The 19,471-nt window shown below is 55.8% G+C and carries 18 protein-coding genes; 8 read left to right on the forward strand and 10 right to left on the reverse strand.

Annotated elements, in window-relative coordinates; all coding sequences use genetic code 11:
• Positions 1-141: 141 nt before the first annotated feature.
• Positions 142-414, reverse strand: a complete 273-nt coding sequence (locus tag AC6I77_RS13945; protein WP_078804647.1) for a YdgH/BhsA/McbA family protein — start codon at positions 412-414, stop codon at positions 142-144.
• 257 nt (positions 415-671) lie between these two features.
• Between AC6I77_RS13945 and narQ the strand changes: the two genes are divergently transcribed.
• From narQ to acrD, 3 genes are all read left to right on the forward strand, one after another.
• Positions 672-2,360, forward strand: a complete 1,689-nt coding sequence (narQ, locus tag AC6I77_RS13950) for a nitrate/nitrite two-component system sensor histidine kinase NarQ (protein ID WP_497817059.1) — start codon at positions 672-674, stop codon at positions 2,358-2,360.
• A gap of 128 nt (positions 2,361-2,488) precedes the next feature.
• The gene (locus tag AC6I77_RS13955; protein ID WP_497817060.1) at positions 2,489-3,118 is read left to right on the forward strand and encodes a response regulator; all 630 of its coding nucleotides are present in this window, start codon (positions 2,489-2,491) and stop codon (positions 3,116-3,118) included.
• 166 nt (positions 3,119-3,284) lie between these two features.
• Complete coding sequence (gene acrD / locus AC6I77_RS13960; RefSeq protein ID WP_003848807.1) at positions 3,285-6,401, forward strand: multidrug efflux RND transporter permease AcrD; 3,117 nt, start codon at positions 3,285-3,287, stop codon at positions 6,399-6,401.
• A 105-nt stretch (positions 6,402-6,506) separates the two neighbouring features.
• Here the strand turns inward: acrD and ypfM are convergent, their stop codons facing one another.
• The gene (gene ypfM / locus AC6I77_RS13965) at positions 6,507-6,569 is read right to left on the reverse strand and encodes a protein YpfM (RefSeq protein WP_376747919.1); all 63 of its coding nucleotides are present in this window, start codon (positions 6,567-6,569) and stop codon (positions 6,507-6,509) included.
• Between the two features lie 412 nt (positions 6,570-6,981).
• Here ypfM and AC6I77_RS13970 point away from each other — a divergent pair, with 412 nt between their 5' ends.
• The 3 genes from AC6I77_RS13970 to AC6I77_RS13980 are packed head-to-tail and all read left to right on the forward strand — an operon-like array spanning position 6,982 to position 8,690.
• Entirely contained in the window at positions 6,982-7,350 is a 369-nt protein-coding gene (locus tag AC6I77_RS13970) for an ArsC family reductase (protein ID WP_033761518.1), read from the forward strand.
• A gap of 1 nt (position 7,351) precedes the next feature.
• Positions 7,352-8,479, forward strand: a complete 1,128-nt coding sequence (gene dapE / locus AC6I77_RS13975; protein ID WP_003848801.1) for a succinyl-diaminopimelate desuccinylase — start codon at positions 7,352-7,354, stop codon at positions 8,477-8,479.
• A gap of 22 nt (positions 8,480-8,501) precedes the next feature.
• Positions 8,502-8,690 carry a YpfN family protein gene (locus tag AC6I77_RS13980; RefSeq protein ID WP_003848800.1) on the forward strand — a complete coding sequence of 63 codons (189 nt, stop codon included), beginning with the start codon at positions 8,502-8,504 and terminating at the stop codon, positions 8,688-8,690.
• 261 nt (positions 8,691-8,951) lie between these two features.
• Here AC6I77_RS13980 and ypfH read toward each other — a convergent pair whose 3' ends face one another.
• The 6 genes from ypfH to dapA form a co-directional block, all read right to left on the reverse strand.
• Positions 8,952-9,632 carry an esterase gene (gene ypfH / locus AC6I77_RS13985; RefSeq protein ID WP_003848796.1) on the reverse strand — a complete coding sequence of 227 codons (681 nt, stop codon included), beginning with the start codon at positions 9,630-9,632 and terminating at the stop codon, positions 8,952-8,954.
• A gap of 97 nt (positions 9,633-9,729) precedes the next feature.
• Positions 9,730-11,682 (reverse strand): tRNA(Met) cytidine acetyltransferase TmcA, encoded by a 1,953-nt coding sequence (locus tag AC6I77_RS13990; protein WP_033761487.1) that lies wholly within the window; start codon positions 11,680-11,682, stop codon positions 9,730-9,732.
• Positions 11,682-12,548, reverse strand: a complete 867-nt coding sequence (gene ypfJ / locus AC6I77_RS13995) for a KPN_02809 family neutral zinc metallopeptidase (protein WP_003848793.1) — start codon at positions 12,546-12,548, stop codon at positions 11,682-11,684. Before ypfJ ends, AC6I77_RS13990 begins: the two co-directional genes overlap by 1 nt.
• A gap of 140 nt (positions 12,549-12,688) precedes the next feature.
• Positions 12,689-13,402: a phosphoribosylaminoimidazolesuccinocarboxamide synthase gene (purC, locus tag AC6I77_RS14000; protein ID WP_003848791.1), complete on the reverse strand. Its 714-nt coding sequence runs from the start codon at positions 13,400-13,402 to the stop codon at positions 12,689-12,691.
• Between the two features lie 145 nt (positions 13,403-13,547).
• A complete protein-coding gene (bamC, locus tag AC6I77_RS14005; RefSeq protein WP_003848789.1) occupies positions 13,548-14,579 on the reverse strand; it encodes an outer membrane protein assembly factor BamC in 1,032 nt (343 codons plus the stop codon).
• A gap of 14 nt (positions 14,580-14,593) precedes the next feature.
• Positions 14,594-15,472 carry a 4-hydroxy-tetrahydrodipicolinate synthase gene (dapA, locus tag AC6I77_RS14010; RefSeq protein ID WP_003848787.1) on the reverse strand — a complete coding sequence of 293 codons (879 nt, stop codon included), beginning with the start codon at positions 15,470-15,472 and terminating at the stop codon, positions 14,594-14,596.
• A 143-nt stretch (positions 15,473-15,615) separates the two neighbouring features.
• Between dapA and AC6I77_RS14015 the strand changes: the two genes are divergently transcribed.
• Both AC6I77_RS14015 and bcp read left to right on the forward strand, forming a co-directional pair.
• The gene (locus tag AC6I77_RS14015; protein ID WP_497817061.1) at positions 15,616-16,197 is read left to right on the forward strand and encodes a glycine cleavage system transcriptional repressor; all 582 of its coding nucleotides are present in this window, start codon (positions 15,616-15,618) and stop codon (positions 16,195-16,197) included.
• Positions 16,198-16,352: 155 nt separating this feature from the next.
• Positions 16,353-16,820, forward strand: coding sequence for a thioredoxin-dependent thiol peroxidase (gene bcp, locus AC6I77_RS14020; RefSeq protein ID WP_003848783.1), 468 nt, complete (start codon positions 16,353-16,355; stop codon positions 16,818-16,820).
• Between the two features lie 93 nt (positions 16,821-16,913).
• Here the strand turns inward: bcp and AC6I77_RS14025 are convergent, their stop codons facing one another.
• Entirely contained in the window at positions 16,914-18,479 is a 1,566-nt protein-coding gene (locus AC6I77_RS14025; RefSeq protein ID WP_008926546.1) for a sensor domain-containing diguanylate cyclase, read from the reverse strand.
• A gap of 160 nt (positions 18,480-18,639) precedes the next feature.
• Complete coding sequence (locus AC6I77_RS14030) at positions 18,640-19,470, reverse strand: phosphodiesterase (RefSeq protein ID WP_003848775.1); 831 nt, start codon at positions 19,468-19,470, stop codon at positions 18,640-18,642.
• Between the last annotated feature and the right edge of the window lies 1 nt (position 19,471).

Genomic DNA, 19,471 nt, shown 5'->3' on the forward strand with positions numbered 1-19,471 from the left:
CCCGTTCTGCAAGAACGAAGCAAAATATACCGGGCAGATGCACAGGCTGATTTGTAAGAATCAATCCTGATGCACAAAAACAAAAAAACCGGCCATTTTCAGGCCGGTAAAAGCTACAGGGATGGAAACTGGAGGGTGGGGTTAGCGATAAATCTCTGCGGTGCCGCTCCACAGGCTGGAGTCGCCTGGGTTATCGACGCCGATAACACGGTAATGGCTGGCGCCCATCTCTTCCGCTTTTTGCGACAACTGACGATTTGCATCGTCCAGTGAGCCGCGAACGCCGGAGACAGAGACGCTGCCGATGCTCTGCATACCCAGCGCCTGTGACCGATCGACTGGCGCGGCGGCGAAGGTGGCAAATGAGGCGGTAGCCAGTAAAGCACCCGCCAGTACAGCACTCAGTTTTTTCATTGGATGCTCCTTGATCTGTGATCGGGATTGCGTTGCTAATGACTGAGTGAATTATTAGCGCTGCAATGAAAAGCAACATCGGCACGATGTAAACCTGTTCCCTTTTTAACCGTAAAATCGTAACGCATCCTGGGAAGTGTCAGTCGAGGTCATTTTATGTGCGACCTGTAATGTCCTGTGCGATAAACAGGGAAGGGATCATTTGCGTTGCGTGACTTCGCTCATATAATTCCCCCACTCAGAAGAGGGCCATTAATGTGATCGTTAAACGTTCAGTTACACAAAGCATCGCTCGGGCCCTCAGCGCCATTGTCCTGCTGTCGCTGCTCACCACCAGTCTGGCCTTAGTCACGCTACTCAGCAGTCAGCGCGACGCCGAGGCGATTAATCTGGCGGGTTCACTGCGCATGCAGAGCTATCGCATGGCCTGGGATGCCAGCCGTCAGCCGCAAAACCTGCCGCAACATTTCGCGCGCTATCAGCAAACGCTGGATGCGCCAGTGCTGCAAAATCTTGATCGGCCCTGGGTACCGCGCGAAGTGGGCGTTCGCTACCAACGACTGCGCGCCGCCTGGCCTCTCCTGCAACAGGCGTTGCAACGGGGTGATAGCGTGGCCTTGCAGCAGCAGGTGCCCATTTACGTCGGGGAAATTGATCGCTTTGTTCTGGGTCTGCAACGCTATACCGAATTAAAAATGCATCTGGTGGCCGCCAGCAGCCTGGTCGGTGTTATTGCGATTGTGGCGCTGGCGCTCATGACGATTCGCTTTACCCGACTGCATGTCGTGCGGCCACTGAATGCGCTGGTCACAGCCAGCCGCTACGTCGAGAATGGCAACTTTGCTTTTCCGCCGTTGCACGTTGAGCAACAAAATGAGCTGCGGGTTCTGTCGCATGCCTTTAGCGGTATGGCGGCACGCCTGCATTCGCATTACCAGTTGCTGGAGAGTACGGTTCGCGCAAAGACGGAAGACTTAACTCAGGCGAATCGCACGCTGTCGCTACTCTATGACAGCTCACAAATGCTGACCGCCAGCCCACTGCATCCGGCGTTGTTTGAAGCGGTGCTGACCACGGTGCTGACGCGTGAAAAACTGACGGCAATCTGGCTCGAGAGCGACCAGTTTCAGTTCCGCGCCGGTGACGAAAAGGCGGCTGGTGAGTGGCAACGTCAGCCATTACAGCAGGATGAGCAGCAGATTGGCGAATTACGCTGGCAGACATGTGGCGCTTCCCCACCGGATGAGCTGATGCGCAGTCTTGCGGCGATGCTGGGACGCGCAATCTGGATCTGGCAGGCACAGCAGCAGTATCAACAAATGCTGCTGATTGAAGAGCGAACGACGATTGCCCGGGAATTACATGACTCACTGGCGCAGTCACTCTCCTTTTTACGTATTCAGCTGACCCTGTTACGCCGCACCGTGGACAAGGATGACAGTGCCGCCCATGGGATTATCGCTGACTTCGATCAGGCGCTGGCTGATGCCTACCGTCAGTTGCGCGAACTGCTGACCACCTTCCGCCTGACCATTGAGCAGGCAGATCTGGTGGCGGCGATGCAGGCAATGATCGCCTCGTTGCAGGAAAAGAGCGGCGCAGAGATACATTTTAACTATCAGACCGGCCTGCAGAGTCTGGAGGCACAGCAGCAGGTACATGTCTTGCAGATCGCCCGGGAGGCGTTGCTGAATGCGATCCGTCATGCGAGTGCGCAGGTGATCAACGTGGACTATCAGCACAGCAATCAGGGTGAGCACTTACTTACAATAACGGATGACGGCGTGGGCATCGGCAGTACTGACGAACCTCCAAGCCATTACGGTCTGACGATTATGGCTGAACGAGCCCAGCGCCTTAATGGTAATCTGACCCTTCACGCACAGGAACAAGGGACCCGGGTTGAACTGCGCTTTCCACCGCAACCGGCACGGCAGCTAACGTAATTTATCCTTCAAATAATTAAAACACGCTACTGGCTACAGATAGCCGGCTATTAAAGGCTGAACACAGGCATACCGGTGCGCGATACGTGTTGCCCCGCCGCAGTCTGAAACGATAAAACGGAGAAATTATGCAACAGCCCGCATTAACATTGATGATTGTGGATGATCACCCTCTGATGCGCCGCGGCGTTCGTCAGCTGCTGGCACTGGATCCCCGGCTGGACGTGATCGCCGAGGCTAAAAATGGCACCGAAGCGCTGGCGGAAGCCCGCCGTCAGGAACCTGACATCATTCTGCTCGACCTCAATATGAAAGGCATGTCCGGGCTGGATACCCTAAAGGCGCTGCGCCACGAAGGTATCAGCTCGCGCATCCTGGTGCTGACCGTCTCCGATGCCCGCAGTGATATTTTTGCCATGGTGGATGCCGGTGCCGACGGCTATCTGCTCAAGGACAGCGAGCCAGAGATTCTGCTGGGACATATTCTGCAGGCATCGCGGGGCGAGAAAGTCTTTAGTGAGGGCGTTGCCAGCTATCTGGATAACCGTCAGCACAGCGCCGACCCTCTGCGTCTTCTCACTGACCGCGAGCGCGACGTGCTCCAGGAGGTGGCGCGTGGCCTGTCAAACAAAGAGATCGCTGCCATTCTGCATATCTCTGAAGAGACAGTGAAAGTGCATATCCGTAACCTTCTGCGTAAGCTGGATGTCCGTTCACGCGTTGCCGCCACGGTGATGTGGCTTGAAAGCCGCAAATAGCCAACGAATTTACATTTTCTCCTCAATTTCTCCACGATTTCCCTCGCTGCCGCACGTAAAGTGAAAGGCGGCGGAGAATCGTGTAAAGACCCTGCGACCTTTCTGCCTGTGGCCCGTTGCCGGTGGGCCTGACCGATAATAATAAGTCCTGAGGAGTGTCGATTTAATGTCGAATTTCTTTATCGACCGCCCCATTTTTGCCTGGGTGCTGGCGATTCTGCTGTGCCTGTGTGGCACCCTTTCAATTATTTCGCTGCCTGTTGAGCAGTATCCCGATCTGGCTCCACCTAATGTGCGTATCACCGCTAACTATCCCGGCGCATCCGCCGAGACGCTGGAAAACACCGTAACTCAGGTGATCGAGCAGAACATGACCGGCATCGATAATCTGATGTACATGTCCTCGAACAGCAGCAACACCGGTCAGGCGCAAATCACCCTCACCTTTACTGCCGGGACCAATCCCGACGAAGCCCGCCAGCAGGTTCAGAACCAGTTGCAGTCCGCCCTGCGCAAATTGCCGCAGGCGGTGCAGTCGCAGGGCGTGACGGTCAACAAAACCGGTGACAGCAATATTCTGATGGTGGCCTTCGTCTCGACCGACGGCAGTATGGATAAGCAGGATATTTCAGACTATGTCGCCAGTAATATTCAGGACCCGCTGAGCCGTATTGATGGCGTCGGCCAGGTTGATGCTTACGGCTCGCAATATGCGATGCGCATCTGGCTCGATCCCAACAAACTGATCGCTTACGCGCTCACCACCGACGATGTCGTCAATGCAATCCAGTCGCAGAATACCCAGGTGGCTGTGGGTCAGGTCGGTGGCCTGCCGTCGGTGGAGAAACAGGCACTTAACGCCACGGTCAACGCCCAGTCGATGCTGCAGACCCCCGAGCAGTTCCGGGCCATTACCCTGAAAAACAATCCCGACGGTTCTGTGGTGACGCTGGGCGATGTCGCCACCGTGGCGCTGGGCGCAGAGAAGTATGATTATCTGAGCCGCTATAACGGCCAACCTGCGTCAGGCCTGGGCGTGAAGCTCGCGTCCGGTGCCAATGAGATGAACACTGATAAGCTGGTACGGGCGCGTATAGAGGAACTCTCGCACTATTTCCCTCACGGCCTGGAAGCAAAAATTGCCTATGAAACCTCGCCGTTCGTCAAAGCATCAATTACCGATGTGGTGAAGACGCTGCTTGAAGCAATCGTGCTGGTATTTGGCGTGATGTATCTGTTTATGCAGAACTTCCGCGCCACCTTAATTCCCACCATTGCGGTGCCGGTAGTGCTGTTTGGCACCTTTAGCGTCCTTTATGCCTTTGGATTCAGCATCAATACCCTGACCATGTTTGCCATGGTGCTGGCGATAGGACTACTGGTGGATGATGCCATTGTGGTGGTGGAAAACGTTGAACGCATCATGCATGAAGAGGGACTTTCGCCGCGTGCTGCCACACGAAAATCGATGGGACAGATTCAGGGTGCACTGGTGGGTATTGCGCTGGTGCTCTCTGCGGTGTTTGTGCCAATGGCGTTTTTCGGCGGTACCGTTGGCGCCATTTATCGTCAGTTCTCTATCACCATTGTCTCGGCGATGGTGCTGTCAGTGCTGGTGGCGATGATCCTGACGCCAGCGCTCTGTGCCACACTGCTCAAACCCGCTACGCAGGGCGAGGTGCACGAGCGTCGCGGCTTCTTCGGCTGGTTCAATCGCCACTTTAATCGTAACGCTGACCGCTATGAACGCGGCGTTGCGGGCATCCTGCGCACAGGTGGTCGCTGGCTGCTGGTCTATGTCGCGATTATTGGCCTGATGGCGTTTCTGTTTCTGCGTCTGCCGACGTCGTTTCTGCCGCTGGAAGATCGCGGCGTATTCCTGACTCAGGTTCAGCTTCCGGCAGGTGCGACGCTTGAGCAAACGGCCAGCGTCGTTGCCAAAGTCGAAAATTATTATCTCACCGAGGAGAAGGCCAACGTACTGTCGGTTTTCTCCACTATCGGTGCCGGGCCGGGCGGCAATGGACAGAACGTCGCACGTCTGTTTGTCCGTCTGAAAGACTGGGAAGCGCGGCCCGGCGCCGATCGGACTTCGTTTGCGATTATCGATCGCGCGACCAAAGCGTTTCAGAAGATTAAAGAGGGCCGGGTGATTGCCAGCAGCCCACCTGCTATCACCGGCATGGGCAGCAGCTCTGGTTTTGACATGGAACTGCAGGATCACGCCGGTATCGGCCATACCCAACTGATGGCGATGCGCGACAAACTGCTGGAGATGGCAGGCAACGATAAGTCGCTGTCACGGGTACGGCACAATGGACTGGATGACAGTCCGCAGCTGCAGATCGATGTGGATGCCCGTAAAGCGCAGGCGCTGGGCGTGTCGCTGGATACCATCAACGACACGATGACCACGGCCTGGGGCTCAACCTATGTGAACGACTTTCTTGATCGCGGCCGGGTGAAAAAGGTCTATGTACAGGCCGCCGCCGAATTCCGCATGCTGCCGGACGACGTCAATAAGTGGTATGTGCGCAACAGCAGCGGCAAAATGGTCCCCTTCTCCGCGTTTGCCACCAGCCGCTGGGAGACCGGCTCACCCCGTCTTGAACGCTATAACGGTTATTCTTCACTGGAGATTGTCGGGGAAGCGGCTAATGGCGTCAGCAGCGGCACGGCAATGGACGAGATGGAAAAGCTGGTGAATGCCCTGCCGCTGGGCGTCGGGTTCCAGTGGACAGGTGCTTCTTATCAGGAGCGCCTCTCTGGCTCACAGGCACCGGCGCTGTATGCGATATCGTTGCTGGTTGTATTCCTCTGCCTGGCCGCACTGTATGAAAGCTGGTCAATTCCGTTCTCGGTGATGCTGGTGGTCCCACTGGGTGTCGTCGGCGCGTTGATTGCGACCTGGCTGCGCGGACTGGAGAATGATGTCTACTTCCAGGTGGGCCTGCTGACAGTCGTCGGGTTATCCGCCAAAAACGCCATCCTGATTGTGGAATTTGCTAATGAGATTAACAGTAAAGGACGCGAACTGGTGGAGTCCACGCTGGAGGCATCGCGTCAGCGTCTGCGACCGATTCTGATGACCTCGCTGGCCTTTATCTTTGGCGTGCTGCCGATGGCAATCAGCAGCGGCGCAGGCTCCGGCAGTCAGCACGCGGTAGGAACCGGTGTGATGGGTGGAATGATCTCCGCCACGCTGCTGGCGATCTTTTTTGTGCCGCTGTTCTTTGTGCTGGTTCGCCGTCGCTTCCCGCTGAAAGAGAAGCCACTCGACTGATCACTGAGGCAAATAAAAAGCGGCCACTGATGTCAGTGGCCGCCTTATTTCTGTGTGTGGTAAGAATTCCAGTCAGCAGGTTTACCCCGCCTTTACCTCAGCCTGTTACTTGTTGCGTAACATTGCTTCGATAAATTCTTTCCAGGTTCCCATTTCAGTGTCAATCATGATGCCCTCTCTTATTGTGCTGGCGATGTTACGCTCTTTTTTTAATCAGGTGAATACGGTTACACCTGTTTTATTTATCGGCAAGCCTGATAAAAACATGAATTCTGCCGGTTCTGGAAGCTGACGCACATTTCAGCAACTCCTTAACCCGATTGAAAATAATTTATTTTAAGCCCAGCGGTAGACTATTTTATCTGCATGGCGAAATTCCGAATAAAATAATGCTAAGCAAGGTAATGATTACCTGAGAAATTGATAGCGGTTACCCGAGGATAAACGGTGGCTTTCACGACACGATCGCGGGTCAGATTCCCGCGCCCCGGCAACTGCCGCAACGGATCACACTATGGTAAACTCGCGCTTTGGCTGCTTTTTCAGCTTTTACTTCTCACAGGACAATAAGGATCGGGCAATGAGCACGCAGTGGGTGATGTTCGGGATTAAAAATTGCGACACCATAAAAAAAGCCCGGCGCTTTTTAACAGACGCAGGCGTTGAGTATCACTTTCACGATTACCGTGCCGATGGCCTGAGCGATGTCCTGCTGCAGGAATTTATCGATGCGCTGGGCTACGAAGCCCTGCTTAATACCCGCGGCACCACCTGGCGTAAACTGCCAGAGACCGACCGTGAAGGGGTTACCGATGCCAGCAGCGCCAAAGCGCTGATGCTGGCGCATCCCACCATGATTAAGCGCCCGCTGTTGCGCACCCCGGATGGCAGTTTGCTCGCCGGTTTCAGCGAAGCCACCTATCAGAATGCTATCCAGGAGAGGTCATAATATGTTTTGCCCGGTCATTGAGCTGACGCAGCAGCTTATTCGTCGCCCTTCCCTCAGCCCCGATGATGCCGGGTGTCAGGCTCTGCTGATCGCCCGTCTTGAAGCTATTGGTTTTAAGATTGAAACGATGAACATCGACGACACCCTGAATTTCTGGGCCACCCGTGGCGAAGGTGAAACACTGGCGTTTGCCGGTCACACCGATGTGGTGCCGCCTGGCGATGCCAGTCGCTGGATCAACCCACCTTTTGAGCCCACCATACGCGATGGCATGCTGTTTGGTCGTGGTGCGGCCGACATGAAAGGTTCACTGGCCGCCATGGTGGTAGCTGCCGAACGTTTTGTTGCAGCACGTCCCCATCACAGAGGGCGACTCGCCTTTATGATTACCTCTGATGAGGAGGCCAGCGGGACCAACGGCACGGTTAAAGTGGTTGAACGGCTGATGGCGCGCCGGGAACGGCTCGACTATTGCCTGGTCGGTGAGCCGTCCAGTACGGAAGTGGTCGGTGACGTGGTGAAAAATGGCCGTCGTGGATCAATTACTGCCAACCTGACGGTGCATGGTGTGCAGGGGCACGTCGCCTATCCGCACCTTGCGGATAATCCGGTCCACCGGGCAATGCCAGCACTGAATGAGCTGGTCGCCACGGAGTGGGATCAGGGAAATGAGTTCTTCCCGGCAACCAGCATGCAGATTGCCAATGTCCAGGCGGGCACCGGCAGTAACAACGTGATCCCTGGTGAGCTGTTTGTGCAGTTTAACTTCCGCTTCAGCACTGAACTCACTGATGAGCTGATTCGCCAGCGCGTCGAAGCATTGCTGGATCGTCACCAGCTGCGTTACACCATTGAGTGGAAACTTTCGGGTCAACCCTTCCTGACCACGCGCGGTAAGCTGGTTGATGCCGTCGTAAAAGCTGTCGCGCACTATAATGAAATTAAGCCGCAGCTGCTGACTACGGGTGGAACCTCTGATGGCCGGTTTATTGCCCGGATGGGGGCGCAGGTGGTTGAACTGGGACCGGTAAATGCCACCATTCATAAAATCAATGAGTGTGTGAAAGCTTCAGATCTGCAGATGCTGAGCCGGATGTACCAACGCATCATGGAACAACTGATCGCCTGATGGCGATGTTAAGGAGCAGCAAATGGAATTTATTAAAGATTACTGGTGGATCCTGGTGATCCTGCTGATGGTTGGCGTGCTGATGAACGTTTATAAAGATCTGAAACGCATCGATCACAAGAAGTTTATGGATAACAAACCAGACCTGCCGCCGCATCGTGATTTCAACGATAAATGGGATGACGACGATAACTGGCCGAAGAAGAAGTAAACGAAAATGCCCCTGCTCTGCAGGGGCATTTTTATTGTTCTTCATAAAGTCAGCCCTCATCAGCGTTAAGATCGAGCCTGCGCAGGGTACACGGTCAGATCGGAAAGTCGCTAAAGCCAATCCATGGCCGCTCGGCCCGCACCGTCCCTGGCGCGGGACGCTTTCCTCCTCTGACCGAGCTCCCTGCGTGTTGAATTTATGCGTAGCGGCGGGATTACCCCCGGTTCGGCATTGTCAGCAATCTGCTCTGCAGGGGCATTTTTACATCAACGCGATAACGTCATCGTCACCGGGTTTTGCGCCGCTTAACGCCTCATCAAAGTAGCGTTTTGGCACCGTATAACGCAGATGATTCAGCGCCAGTTCCATACTGCGGTGATCGATGGCATGCGCCAGATCGTCAACGATGTCCAGAGTGACGTCGCCCCCGCGGGCGGTCAGCCGCTGCTCCGCCTCCTGTGCATGGTGCAACGGGATCTGCTCATCATAATCACCGTGGATCAGATGAATCGTGGTGCGGGTACTGGCTTTCTCCGGCAGCGTGATAAACCGGCCATTGAACACCACCGCGCGGCCCGCCAGATCAGGATTCGCTTTGACGCCTTCCAGCACCATACTGCCGCCCTGCGAAAAACCGACTAAGGCTGTCGCTTCCGCCCGCACGCCGCTCTTTTTTTGCCAGTGACGCACCGACTCGACAAACTGCGGCATCGCCGCATCAACCCGCTGCTGGATAGTCTGATCGTGCAGGTCAGTTTCGCCAAACCACTGACGAACCGCGCCAGGCGAGCCAACGGACACCACCAGCGCGTCGGGAAAGGTTTTCGCAAACCAGTGACCAATCTCACCCATTGAATCCGGGTTATCGCCAACGCCATGGTAGAGCAGAAACAGCTGTGCTGTGGTAGCAGGCTGTTGAACGATTACATATTTCAGTGTCATGTTGTTGACCTCCTGTGTTCACTCTACGCCGCGTAGCAAAAAATGATATGGGGATAATTTGAACCAGCTGGTCGAATTATTTCAACGGCCGGTGCAGTCAGCCCGCAGTAACGCCCAGGCTCTGGAGCGCTGTTGCTGCCTGCTGACGTAACACCGCGACCAGCGCTTTACGGCCACTCACGCCTGCCTGCCGGGCAAGCTCGCTTAGCGCATCGGGGGCGGCAACGACTGCGGCCAATAACGGGGCGGGCGCGACACTGGCTTCTGCCAGACGCTGCAATACCGGCAGGCTCGCCTCCAGGGGCCGCTGCGCCCAGGCAAAACCGATGGCCAGATGCATATCCTGGGCTGTTAATCCATTATCTGGGATCTGATCAAACTGCAGGTCCAGCGCGATATGTTGTCGCAACAGTGGCCAGTCACGCGCCAGCTGTTCTGCCGCCCGGCGCGCTAATGCCCTGCCCGCAGCAGAACAGGGCAGAATAGCCATTGCCGCATAGCAGCCGCTGCTGGCTTCGCGCTGGCTGCCTATTCGCACCAGAGTAAAACCACAGGCGCGCCAGAACGCCCAGAGTGATTCAGTGTAGCCGAAGCTGACAGAGAGGTAGTCGTGTTCTGCAGCCGCACGGGCCGCGGCGGCCACAAGCTGCTGACCGATTCCGCGGCGACGGCTCTCCGTTGCCACGGCAACACGGCTGATTCGTTGCGAGCGCAGGATTGCCGCTTCGGCAAGACCGGCGTGGGCAGCCAGAGATTGCGCCACCAGATTCCCGCGTGGTCGCCGGGTGCCCGCCCAGACCGCCTGCGCCAGTGCTGGCTCAAGACCGCCCTCCTCCACCAGCCAGAGTGCACCCTGTAATGCAGGTGTCTCGCCCGCCCGCCACAACGTCATACCCGGCGCATCCAGCAGGCGGCGCAGATCAAGTGGCGACGTGCGATAGTGCGCGCTGGTGAGCAGGCGATAGGCGGCTTCCAGCGTGCTGAAATCGTGACGTTCAACAGGATGCGGTGTGGCCGGAGAATCGGGTGCCGTCACGCTGGCATCGTCAAACAGCAGCGCCTGATTCAGCCACTGCTCCAGCGGATCACAACGCGACCAGCGCAGCGGCTCGTCCAGCGTGAAATAGTGCACCCCGGTAAGCCCGGCGCAGAACTTAAGGATAAAGCCGCGCCCGCTGCCTTCGTAGCCCTGCACGGTGGTGGTGAGCAACACGCGGGGATAACGGCTGACCAGCGCCTGCAGTAGCGGGGCCGGTATCGCCGCCGCTTCATCCACAATCAGCCAATCCGCCTCGGGCGGCGGCTCCAGCGCCAGCAGTGCATCCGGCGCCATAAAGTGAAAATGCTCAGCGGCAAAGGTGGCCAGCACCTCCGTTGAAGCTTTCGCGGGTGCCGTGACCAGACAATGGCGATTCTGGCGGGCCAGCATCCCCGCCAGCGCCGATTTACCCCGTCCACGGGCGGCGGTCAGCACCGCGATCCCCGATGGCAGTCTCATCAGTTGATCGAGTATCGCCTGCTGCTGTTGCGGGGCCTGACAGTGCCATTCTGGCCAGTCAGGCTGCACCGGAAAACGGCATGGCTGATGCTGCCGCTCCAGCAGTACCTGGTCATCCGCCAGGATCAGCTGTTGCAGATGGTGAACAAAATGGGGTGTTGGGATGGGCTGAGCGACATCGGCCCAGCGCAGGCTGTCGGTGTCAGGCTGCTGCGACCACCCTTCCCAGGGCGGGACCAGCAGTAACAGCCAGCTACCTGCGGTGAGCGTGCCAGCCAGCGCAGCGAAAGCCTCGGCATGAAAGCCCTGGCGGGCATCGAATATCCCATGACGAAATTCACGGCCAAGCAGCGTGCGAACCGCGCCTGGCTGTTTGTGCATAAGTGACTCACCAGAGGAAGCAGAGAAGAGCGGCTCCGGGCTTAGCACCAGCCAGTCGCCTGGCAACGCGTCATGCCACTCTGCAGCACGCTCCAGGCACCAGTCCGGGTCGCCGCTGATCACGGCCAGGCGACGCACACCGGCCTGCTGCATAGACTGTGTTGCGATCATCAGTTGCTGGCGAAGGTGTTGCACTGTCCTGGATTGCCACCATCAAATCCGCGCTTAAACCAGGTGTAGCGTTGCTCAGAGGTGCCATGGGTAAAGCTGTCCGGCACTACGCGGCCCTGACCCTTCTGCTGCAGACGGTCATCGCCAATCGCCTCTGCGGCGTTCAGCGCTTCCTGCAAATCCCCTGCTTCAAGGATGTTCTCTTGCTGCATATAGTGTCCCCAGACACCGGCAAAACAGTCTGCCTGCAATTCCATTTTCACAGAGAGCTGATTGACCTGCGTCTGGCTCGCGCCCTGCTGCATTTCACGTACTTTAGGCTCAATACCCAGCAGTTTCTGAACATGGTGGCCCACTTCATGCGCGACAACGTAGCCCTGGGCGAAGTCGCCGTCAGCGCCGAGTTTGTTTTTCATCTCGTCATAGAAAGAGAGATCGATGTAGACAGTCTGATCGGCTGGACAGTAGAAGGGTCCCATCACGGATTGGCCTGTGCCGCAGCCGGTTCGGGTTGCCCCGCGATACATCACCAGCTTTGGTGCAACATACTGTTTGTTCATCTGTTTGAACAGCTTGCCCCAGGTATCTTCCGTGGTCGCAAGAATCACCTTAGTGAATTTTGCAGCCTCGTCATCATTGGTGCTGACGCTGCGCTGTTGCTGCTGGCTGGTTGGTGCAACGTCCCCACCCGTCAGCAGCGCGGTAAGGTCATAACCGTAATAACCTGCAATAGCCACCACCACCAACAGGATGATACCGCCTTTGCCGCGCGGCAGACGAATCTGACGGCCTCCGCCACCTAAACCGGACGATTGATCGCGACGGTCCTCTACATTGTCGCTTTCGCGACGCCCTTGCCAGCGCATGCTCTCTTCCCTCAGTCATTTTTTTCAGATGGCATGATTTTAGTTGCGTGACCGGGCAATCACCAGCTTTAGGCTGAAATGAAAACGGAGAGCCTGGGCTCTCCGTTTTATTCTGCTTACTTACTGCACTGCAGGCTGACTCAGTCGAGTTTTACGCCCAGCCTCTGTGCCACTGCTTCATAAGCTTCGACTACGCCGCCCAGGCTCTGGCGAAAACGGTCTTTGTCCATTTTATCCAGGGTCTCTTTGTCCCACAGGCGTGCACCATCTGGCGAAAACTCATCGCCCAGCGTGACTTCACCGTTAAACAGACCAAACTCAAGTTTGAAATCAACCAGAATCAGACCCGCATCGTCGAACAGCTTGCTCAGCACTTCGTTGGCTTTAAAGGTCAGTTCCTGCATCCGCGCCAGGTTCTGCTTGCTGACCCAGCCAAAAGTTTCGCAGTAGGATTCGTTGACCATCGGGTCATGCTTTTCATCATCTTTGAGGAAAAGATCAAACAGCGGGGGATTGAGCACAATGCCCTCTTCCACGCCCAGACGTTTTACCAGCGAACCTGCGGCGCGGTTACGGACCACGCACTCTACCGGCACCATCTCCAGCTTCTTCACCAGCGCTTCGGTATCAGACAGCAGCGCTTCCATCTGGGTTGGAATACCCGCTTCCTGCAATTTGGTCATGATGAAGTGGTTAAACTTGTTGTTAACCATTCCTTTGCGATCAAATTGCTCAATTCGGGCGCCATCACCTGCTGACGTATCGTTGCGGAATTCGAGTATCAGCAGATCCGGATTATCGGTGCTGTATACGGTTTTCGCTTTACCGCGATACAACTCAGCTCGCTTTTGCATCTTATTCACTCCAGACTTGAAATAACGGGTGTTCAGCGGCCAGTGCCGCTGCGGCGATTGCCTTGACGCAATCGTTTACTTCGCCGCGCGCTATTATGCCAAAAACAAAATAAAAAGGCCGGAGAATCTCCGGCCTGAGGCAACTTTATTTGTTCAGCGCCGCCTGGAACACGGCCACCAGCGCATCGTTCTGCGACTGGGTCAGCACATGCCCTTTCGGGTCGATAAATTGCAGACTGGTGCGGTTGTCCAAATCACCGACCTGCACTTTGTAATCACCGTCAGGTAATTCCGGGTCTTTTGCGCCAATGGAATCCCAGTCGCTGCTGCTCAGTGACTTGTAGGTCACTTTCATGCTACCCGTTGAGCGAGTGGTATCCGTCACCTCCATCCCAACGCGTTTCATCGCTTCAGGCAGACGCTGCCACGCCACATTATATGGCGTGCGCAGGATCAGCATTGGCAGGCCGGTATCATCTGCGCCGCTCTGCACATCAATAGCCCCACTCACCCGACCTGCCGCCGCGTTTTCACTGGCGGTATCAATCTTGTCCAGACCGGTGCTGATTTCATTCAGCATCTGCGCGGTATAGCGCTGGATCTGCACAGGTGAGGTAACGGTTTTACCCGCCTGCTGCAGCTCCAGCAGACGTACGGTGAGCTGCTGCTGATAGCTCTGCGACTGCACACTGATCTGGTAGCGACCACGATACTGCTGATCTTCATCAGCACGATTCCACTGGACCCAGTCGGTCGTCAGCTGCTGGCCGGCGTCATTACGTGAAGCAATCGCGAAATTGTTTGACTGCACGACGCTCACGACGCGTGGCCAGACTGAACCACGGCTACTATCAATCATCAGTGCGCCCGTGTTGTTGCTGAACTGCGCACGGGTGCCGTTCATCAGGGCCAGCGGCTGGGCAGGTGGACGAATGTCGAGCTGCTTGCCGGTCGGTGCCTGACTGCTGGTGCGCGGTACATCGTAATCACCACGCTGTACCGGCAGGATCATGCCGGCCGGCGCTTTCAGTTCACTTAACTGACTGGCTTCAAGATAAGATTCGTCACCACTGACCTGGCGCTTATAACGCTGATCACTTGAACAGGCCGACAACAGCATCAGGGTAGAAAGCCCCACCACTGTGGCTACTGTTGACCGCTTTACTGAGTAATTCATTCAAACTCCCTAAATTATCGCAAACCCGCTTTCACCAGCGCCTGCTCCACTTTCGGCTGGCCAGCTGCAGTCAGTGGCGTCATTGGCAGACGCAGCGTGTCGTTAGCGATTAATCCTAGCTGTTTCGCAGCCCATTTCACCGGGATAGGATTGGGTTCACAGAAAAGCGTCTGGTGCAGGTGCATCAGACGCTGATTCAGGCGGCGTGCCTCAACGAAATTGCCCTGCTGTGCAAGTTGACACAGTTGAACCATTTCGCGTGCAGCGACGTTTGCGGTCACCGAAATGACGCCTTTACCGCCCAGTTGCATAAAGTCCAGCGCAGTCGCGTCATCGCCACTCACCAGAATGAAATCTTCATTTACCAGCTCTTGGATCTGACTAACACGCGATAAGTTCCCGGTTGCCTCTTTGATTCCGATAATATTTTTGATTTCGGCCAGGCGGGCAACGGTTTCCGGCAGCATGTCACAACCGGTGCGCGAGGGAACGTTATACAGCATCTGTGGCAGGCTGGTGCTATTCGCAATCGCTTTGAAGTGCTGGAACAGCCCTTCCTGGGTCGGACGATTGTAATAAGGCGTCACGGTGAGGCAACCCACCACGCCGGAATTTTCAAAACGCTTCGTCAGAGAGATGCCTTCAGCGGTGGCGTTTGCACCGGTTCCGGCTATCACCGGGATACGGCCATCAGCCAGTTCCAGGGTCAGCATCACCACATCACCATGTTCTTCATGGCTCAGGGTTGCAGATTCGCCTGTGGTGCCGACGGAAACGATCGCCGCGGTGCCGCTGGCGACATGATAATCAATCAGTTTTTTCAGACTCGACCGGCAGACATTACCGTTGTCATCCATTGGCGTAACGAGTGCAACAATACTTCCCGTAAACATTGGCGATCCCCTCGACAAACAAGTGCTTCATGGTACGTTTTACACTTAGGGAAAAGCAAGCAAGCCACGCCATTCCCGCGCTTGTCAGCAGTTTTTTTTATGTTTACCTTATGGTTATTAGCGAAAGCAGAGGAAAAGCCATTTTGCCGCAATCTCAGCCCCATCATCTGGTGATCACCGCGCTTGGTGTTGACCGTCCGGGTATCGTCAACACCATTACCCGACACGTCAGCAGCTGCGGTTGTAATATTGAAGATAGCCGTCTTGCCATGCTCGGGGATGAGTTCACGTTTATTATGCTGCTGTCGGGCAGCTGGAACGCAATCACACTGATTGAATCGACATTGCCGCTGAAAGGCGCAGAGCTGGAGCTGCTGATCGTCATGAAGCGAACCAATGCCCGGCTTCGTCCGCCGATGCCGGACACCGCATTCATCCAGGTTGAAGTGGCCGATTCGCCGCATATTATTGAGCGTTTCACCGATCTTATTGATAAGCATCAGATGAACGTGGCCGAACTGGTGTCGCGAATCACACCTGCGCAACACGAATTGCCACCGACACTCTATATTCAAATGACGGCCCACAGTCCAACGCGAACCCGTGGCACGTCGTTTGAGCAGGCTTTTAATACCCTGTGCCAGGAGCTGAATGCCCAGGGAACGCTACGTCTCTACAGTTTCTCAGACGCCGACAGCAGCGAACCTGTCAGCGCGATACGCTAAGCTTTGGTCCTTAAACCGGAGTTATTTCTCCACATTACTGACGCCTGAATGCGCGGCTATGTGGTGAAATACCCCCTGATGGTAATGTTGCTGCTGGCCGTTTCTGGCCGGATGGTGTATTACCCACAGCCTGAATAAGAAAATGGAGAGATGTGATGAATCCACTGAAAGCCGGAGATACTGCACCCGCATTTAGCCTGCCTGACCAGGACGGCGAACACGTGAATCTGACCGACTTCCAGGGACAGCGCGTTCTGGTGTACTTCTACCCGAAAGCGATGACACCAGGCTGCACCGTGCAGGCGTGCGGTCTGCGTGACAACATGGATGAGTTGAAAAAAGCGGGCGTGGAAGTGCTGGGTATCAGCACCGACAAACCGGAAAAACTGTCAAAGTTTGTCGAAAAAGAGCTGCTGAACTTTACGCTGCTGTCAGATGAAAATCATGAAGTCTGCCAGGCGTTTGGCGTCTGGGGTGAAAAAACGTTTATGGGGAAAACCTATGACGGTATTCATCGCATCAGCTTTTTGGTTGATGCCGAGGGCAAGATCGAAAAAGTGTTTGATAACTTTAAGACGTCGAATCACCACGACATGGTGCTGGATTACGTCAAATCAGCCTGATGTTAAGGGGCGCGTTAGTCTGACCGCCGCGCCCCTGCTTCTCTTTTTCCCGCACGTTTACCCTGCCGTAATGAAACATCCGGTTTCACCCGACTAGGAGTCGGCAACGATCACACAGTTACGTCCGGCACTCTTCGCCTCATAGAGCGCCGCATCCGCCTGTTTCAGGCTGTTTTCCAGTCCCGCATCCTGCGAACCATTCCAGGCCGCCACGCCAATAGACAAGGTAATGCGCCCCACGTCAGTCAGCCAGGCTTCAGCAATGCCCACCCGTACGCGTTCTGCGATGATCTGCGCCTCATCCAGGGCCGTTCCTGGCAATAGCATCAGGAACTCCTCTCCGCCATTGCGACAGACCACATCAGACTGACGGGCGCTGGCACGCAGCGTACTTGCCACCTGCTGAATGACCCGGTCGCCCACGTCGTGGCCCCAGCTGTCATTAACGTTTTTGAAATGATCGATATCCAGTGCCAGCACCGAAAAAGGCTGACGCAGGGTCCGATAGTACTCCAGCACCGCATTCAGACCCCGGCGATTGAGTACCTGAGTCAGCGGATCGGTCTGCGCTTCTGAGTTAAGGCGACCAATTTTATCCTGCACCAGCCCAATACCGGTGAGCAGCGCACGCTTTACCTGGGCCGCTTCAAAATACCAGGCGGTGATGCCGCCAATTTCTTTTGATACGCCCTGCGCATCCATCCGGCTGGCTTTGCGCGCCAGCTGGAAGAGTGGCCGGGCAATCAGACGTGCCATGACTAAGGCCACCAGCAGAGTCAGCAGCGCGAACGGCACAGAATTTTTCAGCACTTTCATCAACAGACCGGACAGCGGATCCAGTGTGACGTTAATCGGCTTCAACGCTACCACTGTCCAGCCTGTCGTCGGCACCACGGCAAAGCCCGCCAGCTGTGTGGCATTACCCGGACCGGCAAGCATCAGCGAGCCATTGGTCTGGTCATCACGCGGATTGACGATGGCAGGCAGCGTTTTGCCAATCAGTTGACGATTCTGGTGATACAACACCTCATTGTTGCTATCGAGCACATAAACCGTTGTGCCATCGCGATAGAACTGCTCACCCAGCAGCGCATTGAGTATGCTTTTCTTCTTCAGGTAGATCGTGCCGCCGATGTAGCCCAGGTAGTCACCCTCGGGACTCCAGACAGGCCATGAGACAAAAACCAGCAGATTATTGGCGGCAGAAAGGGAGGGTTTACTGATGATCGGCTGTCGCAGGGTCAGCGCCTCTCGCGAGGCGTCACTGGTGAGGTGCATACCCTGTAACGTCAGTGACTCGGGGGAAATTGCTTTGATCACGCCCTGCGCATCCACGATCGCGACGGAGTTGAAACTGGTGGTCTGCTCACGCAGTCGATTGACTTCATTGTTCAGCAGCCCCTGATTAGTAAAGTCACGGCTGAGCTGATTGGCGCTGTAATGAAGTTGAGACTGCGCCAGCTGGAAGAAAATTTCACTGGTTGAGGCGAGCTTGGCGGCATACGCCCGGTTAGCCTCAAGCGTGGTGTCAATAAGCACCTGGCGCTGAACCCGCCAGGTAGCGTAGAGCGCGTTCGCGAGTGTGATAACAATGCTGACAATCACCAGCAGGGCGATCAGATTGCGCAAATCGGCCTTGGGCCGGATGTGCTTTAGCATGGCGTCGCCGCGCCGAAGATGAGTGTCATGTCGTGAATGCCTGATTATTTTTTTAAGTGTGCCAGAGGCCCTGATATCCGGGCTTAAGTCTACACTGTGTCGGCATTTTTGAGCAGCACTAAGACAAATTTTACCCCGCTTAATACAGATTTAGCTGGCACTAATCGATTAATCCCTGACTATCGTAAAATGGCCAGGGTCCTGAAAAATGGCCAATCGCGCACTGATGTGTGACCATTCCCTCTCCGGGTTGCCAGCAATGCAGTAAATAGCCGGGCGGCTCCAGGATAAAGTGCGCGGGCCCCTCCGGATGCAGATCCAGCGCGACCTGATGCGATACGCCCGGCGCGACACAGGCGAGCGTGCCAGCAAAGCGGGTCTGCAGGCTGCGATGCAGATGTCCACACAACACCCGTTCTACCTGCGGATGACGGGCAATGATCGCCTCAAGAGCCTGCGGATGGCGTAACCGTTGCCGATCCATATGCGCAATGCCGCAGGCAAAAGGCGGATGGTGCAGCATGACCAGGGTGGGCTGATCCGCGGACATGCCCAGCGCCTGGTCCAGCCATTCTAACTGTTCCTCATCTACCTCACCCCACGGCTGTTGCGGTACGCTGGAATCCAGGGCAATCAACCTGACGCCGCCCACACTCAGCTGCCAGTTCAGTGTGGGTCCGGATTGCAGATAGCCGTGATCAGGGAAGGCAGCCCGCAGCGCCTCGCGGTCGTCGTGATTGCCCGCCATGAGATAAAACGGCGGTTGCAGGCGCTGCAGGGCTTCCCGCAAAGTCTGATACTCATCCGGCCTGCCAAAATCGACCAGATCGCCGGTAATTACCACTGCATCAGGTCGCGGCTGCAGCGAGTTGAGGGTATCGATAACCTGCAGTAACGCCGCATGGGTATCGACCTGTTTGTATGAGAGGCGGCCATGGGCCTTGATATGCAGATCGCTGATTTGAGCAATCAATGTGGGTTGAAGAGACACA

This window comes from Pantoea sp. X-Soil-ISGK-259 (assembly GCF_059730705.1).

What these genes read in the sequence shown, in the direction of transcription:
- AC6I77_RS13990 (WP_033761487.1), bottom strand. Translation starts at nt 11,682, where the DNA reads ATGATCGCAACACAGTCTATGCAGCAGGCCGGTGTGCGTCGCCTGGCC.
- AC6I77_RS13955 (WP_497817060.1), top strand. Translation starts at nt 2,489, where the DNA reads ATGCAACAGCCCGCATTAACATTGATGATTGTGGATGATCACCCTCTG.
- dapE (WP_003848801.1), top strand. Translation starts at nt 7,352, where the DNA reads ATGTTTTGCCCGGTCATTGAGCTGACGCAGCAGCTTATTCGTCGCCCT.
- purC (WP_003848791.1), bottom strand. Translation starts at nt 13,402, where the DNA reads ATGCAAAAGCGAGCTGAGTTGTATCGCGGTAAAGCGAAAACCGTATAC.
- bcp (WP_003848783.1), top strand. Translation starts at nt 16,353, where the DNA reads ATGAATCCACTGAAAGCCGGAGATACTGCACCCGCATTTAGCCTGCCT.
- dapA (WP_003848787.1), bottom strand. Translation starts at nt 15,472, where the DNA reads ATGTTTACGGGAAGTATTGTTGCACTCGTTACGCCAATGGATGACAAC.
- acrD (WP_003848807.1), top strand. Translation starts at nt 3,285, where the DNA reads ATGTCGAATTTCTTTATCGACCGCCCCATTTTTGCCTGGGTGCTGGCG.
- ypfJ (WP_003848793.1), bottom strand. Translation starts at nt 12,548, where the DNA reads ATGCGCTGGCAAGGGCGTCGCGAAAGCGACAATGTAGAGGACCGTCGC.
- AC6I77_RS13945 (WP_078804647.1), bottom strand. Translation starts at nt 414, where the DNA reads ATGAAAAAACTGAGTGCTGTACTGGCGGGTGCTTTACTGGCTACCGCC.
- AC6I77_RS13970 (WP_033761518.1), top strand. Translation starts at nt 6,982, where the DNA reads ATGAGCACGCAGTGGGTGATGTTCGGGATTAAAAATTGCGACACCATA.
- AC6I77_RS13980 (WP_003848800.1), top strand. Translation starts at nt 8,502, where the DNA reads ATGGAATTTATTAAAGATTACTGGTGGATCCTGGTGATCCTGCTGATG.
- ypfH (WP_003848796.1), bottom strand. Translation starts at nt 9,632, where the DNA reads ATGACACTGAAATATGTAATCGTTCAACAGCCTGCTACCACAGCACAG.
- AC6I77_RS14025 (WP_008926546.1), bottom strand. Translation starts at nt 18,479, where the DNA reads ATGCTAAAGCACATCCGGCCCAAGGCCGATTTGCGCAATCTGATCGCC.
- bamC (WP_003848789.1), bottom strand. Translation starts at nt 14,579, where the DNA reads ATGAATTACTCAGTAAAGCGGTCAACAGTAGCCACAGTGGTGGGGCTT.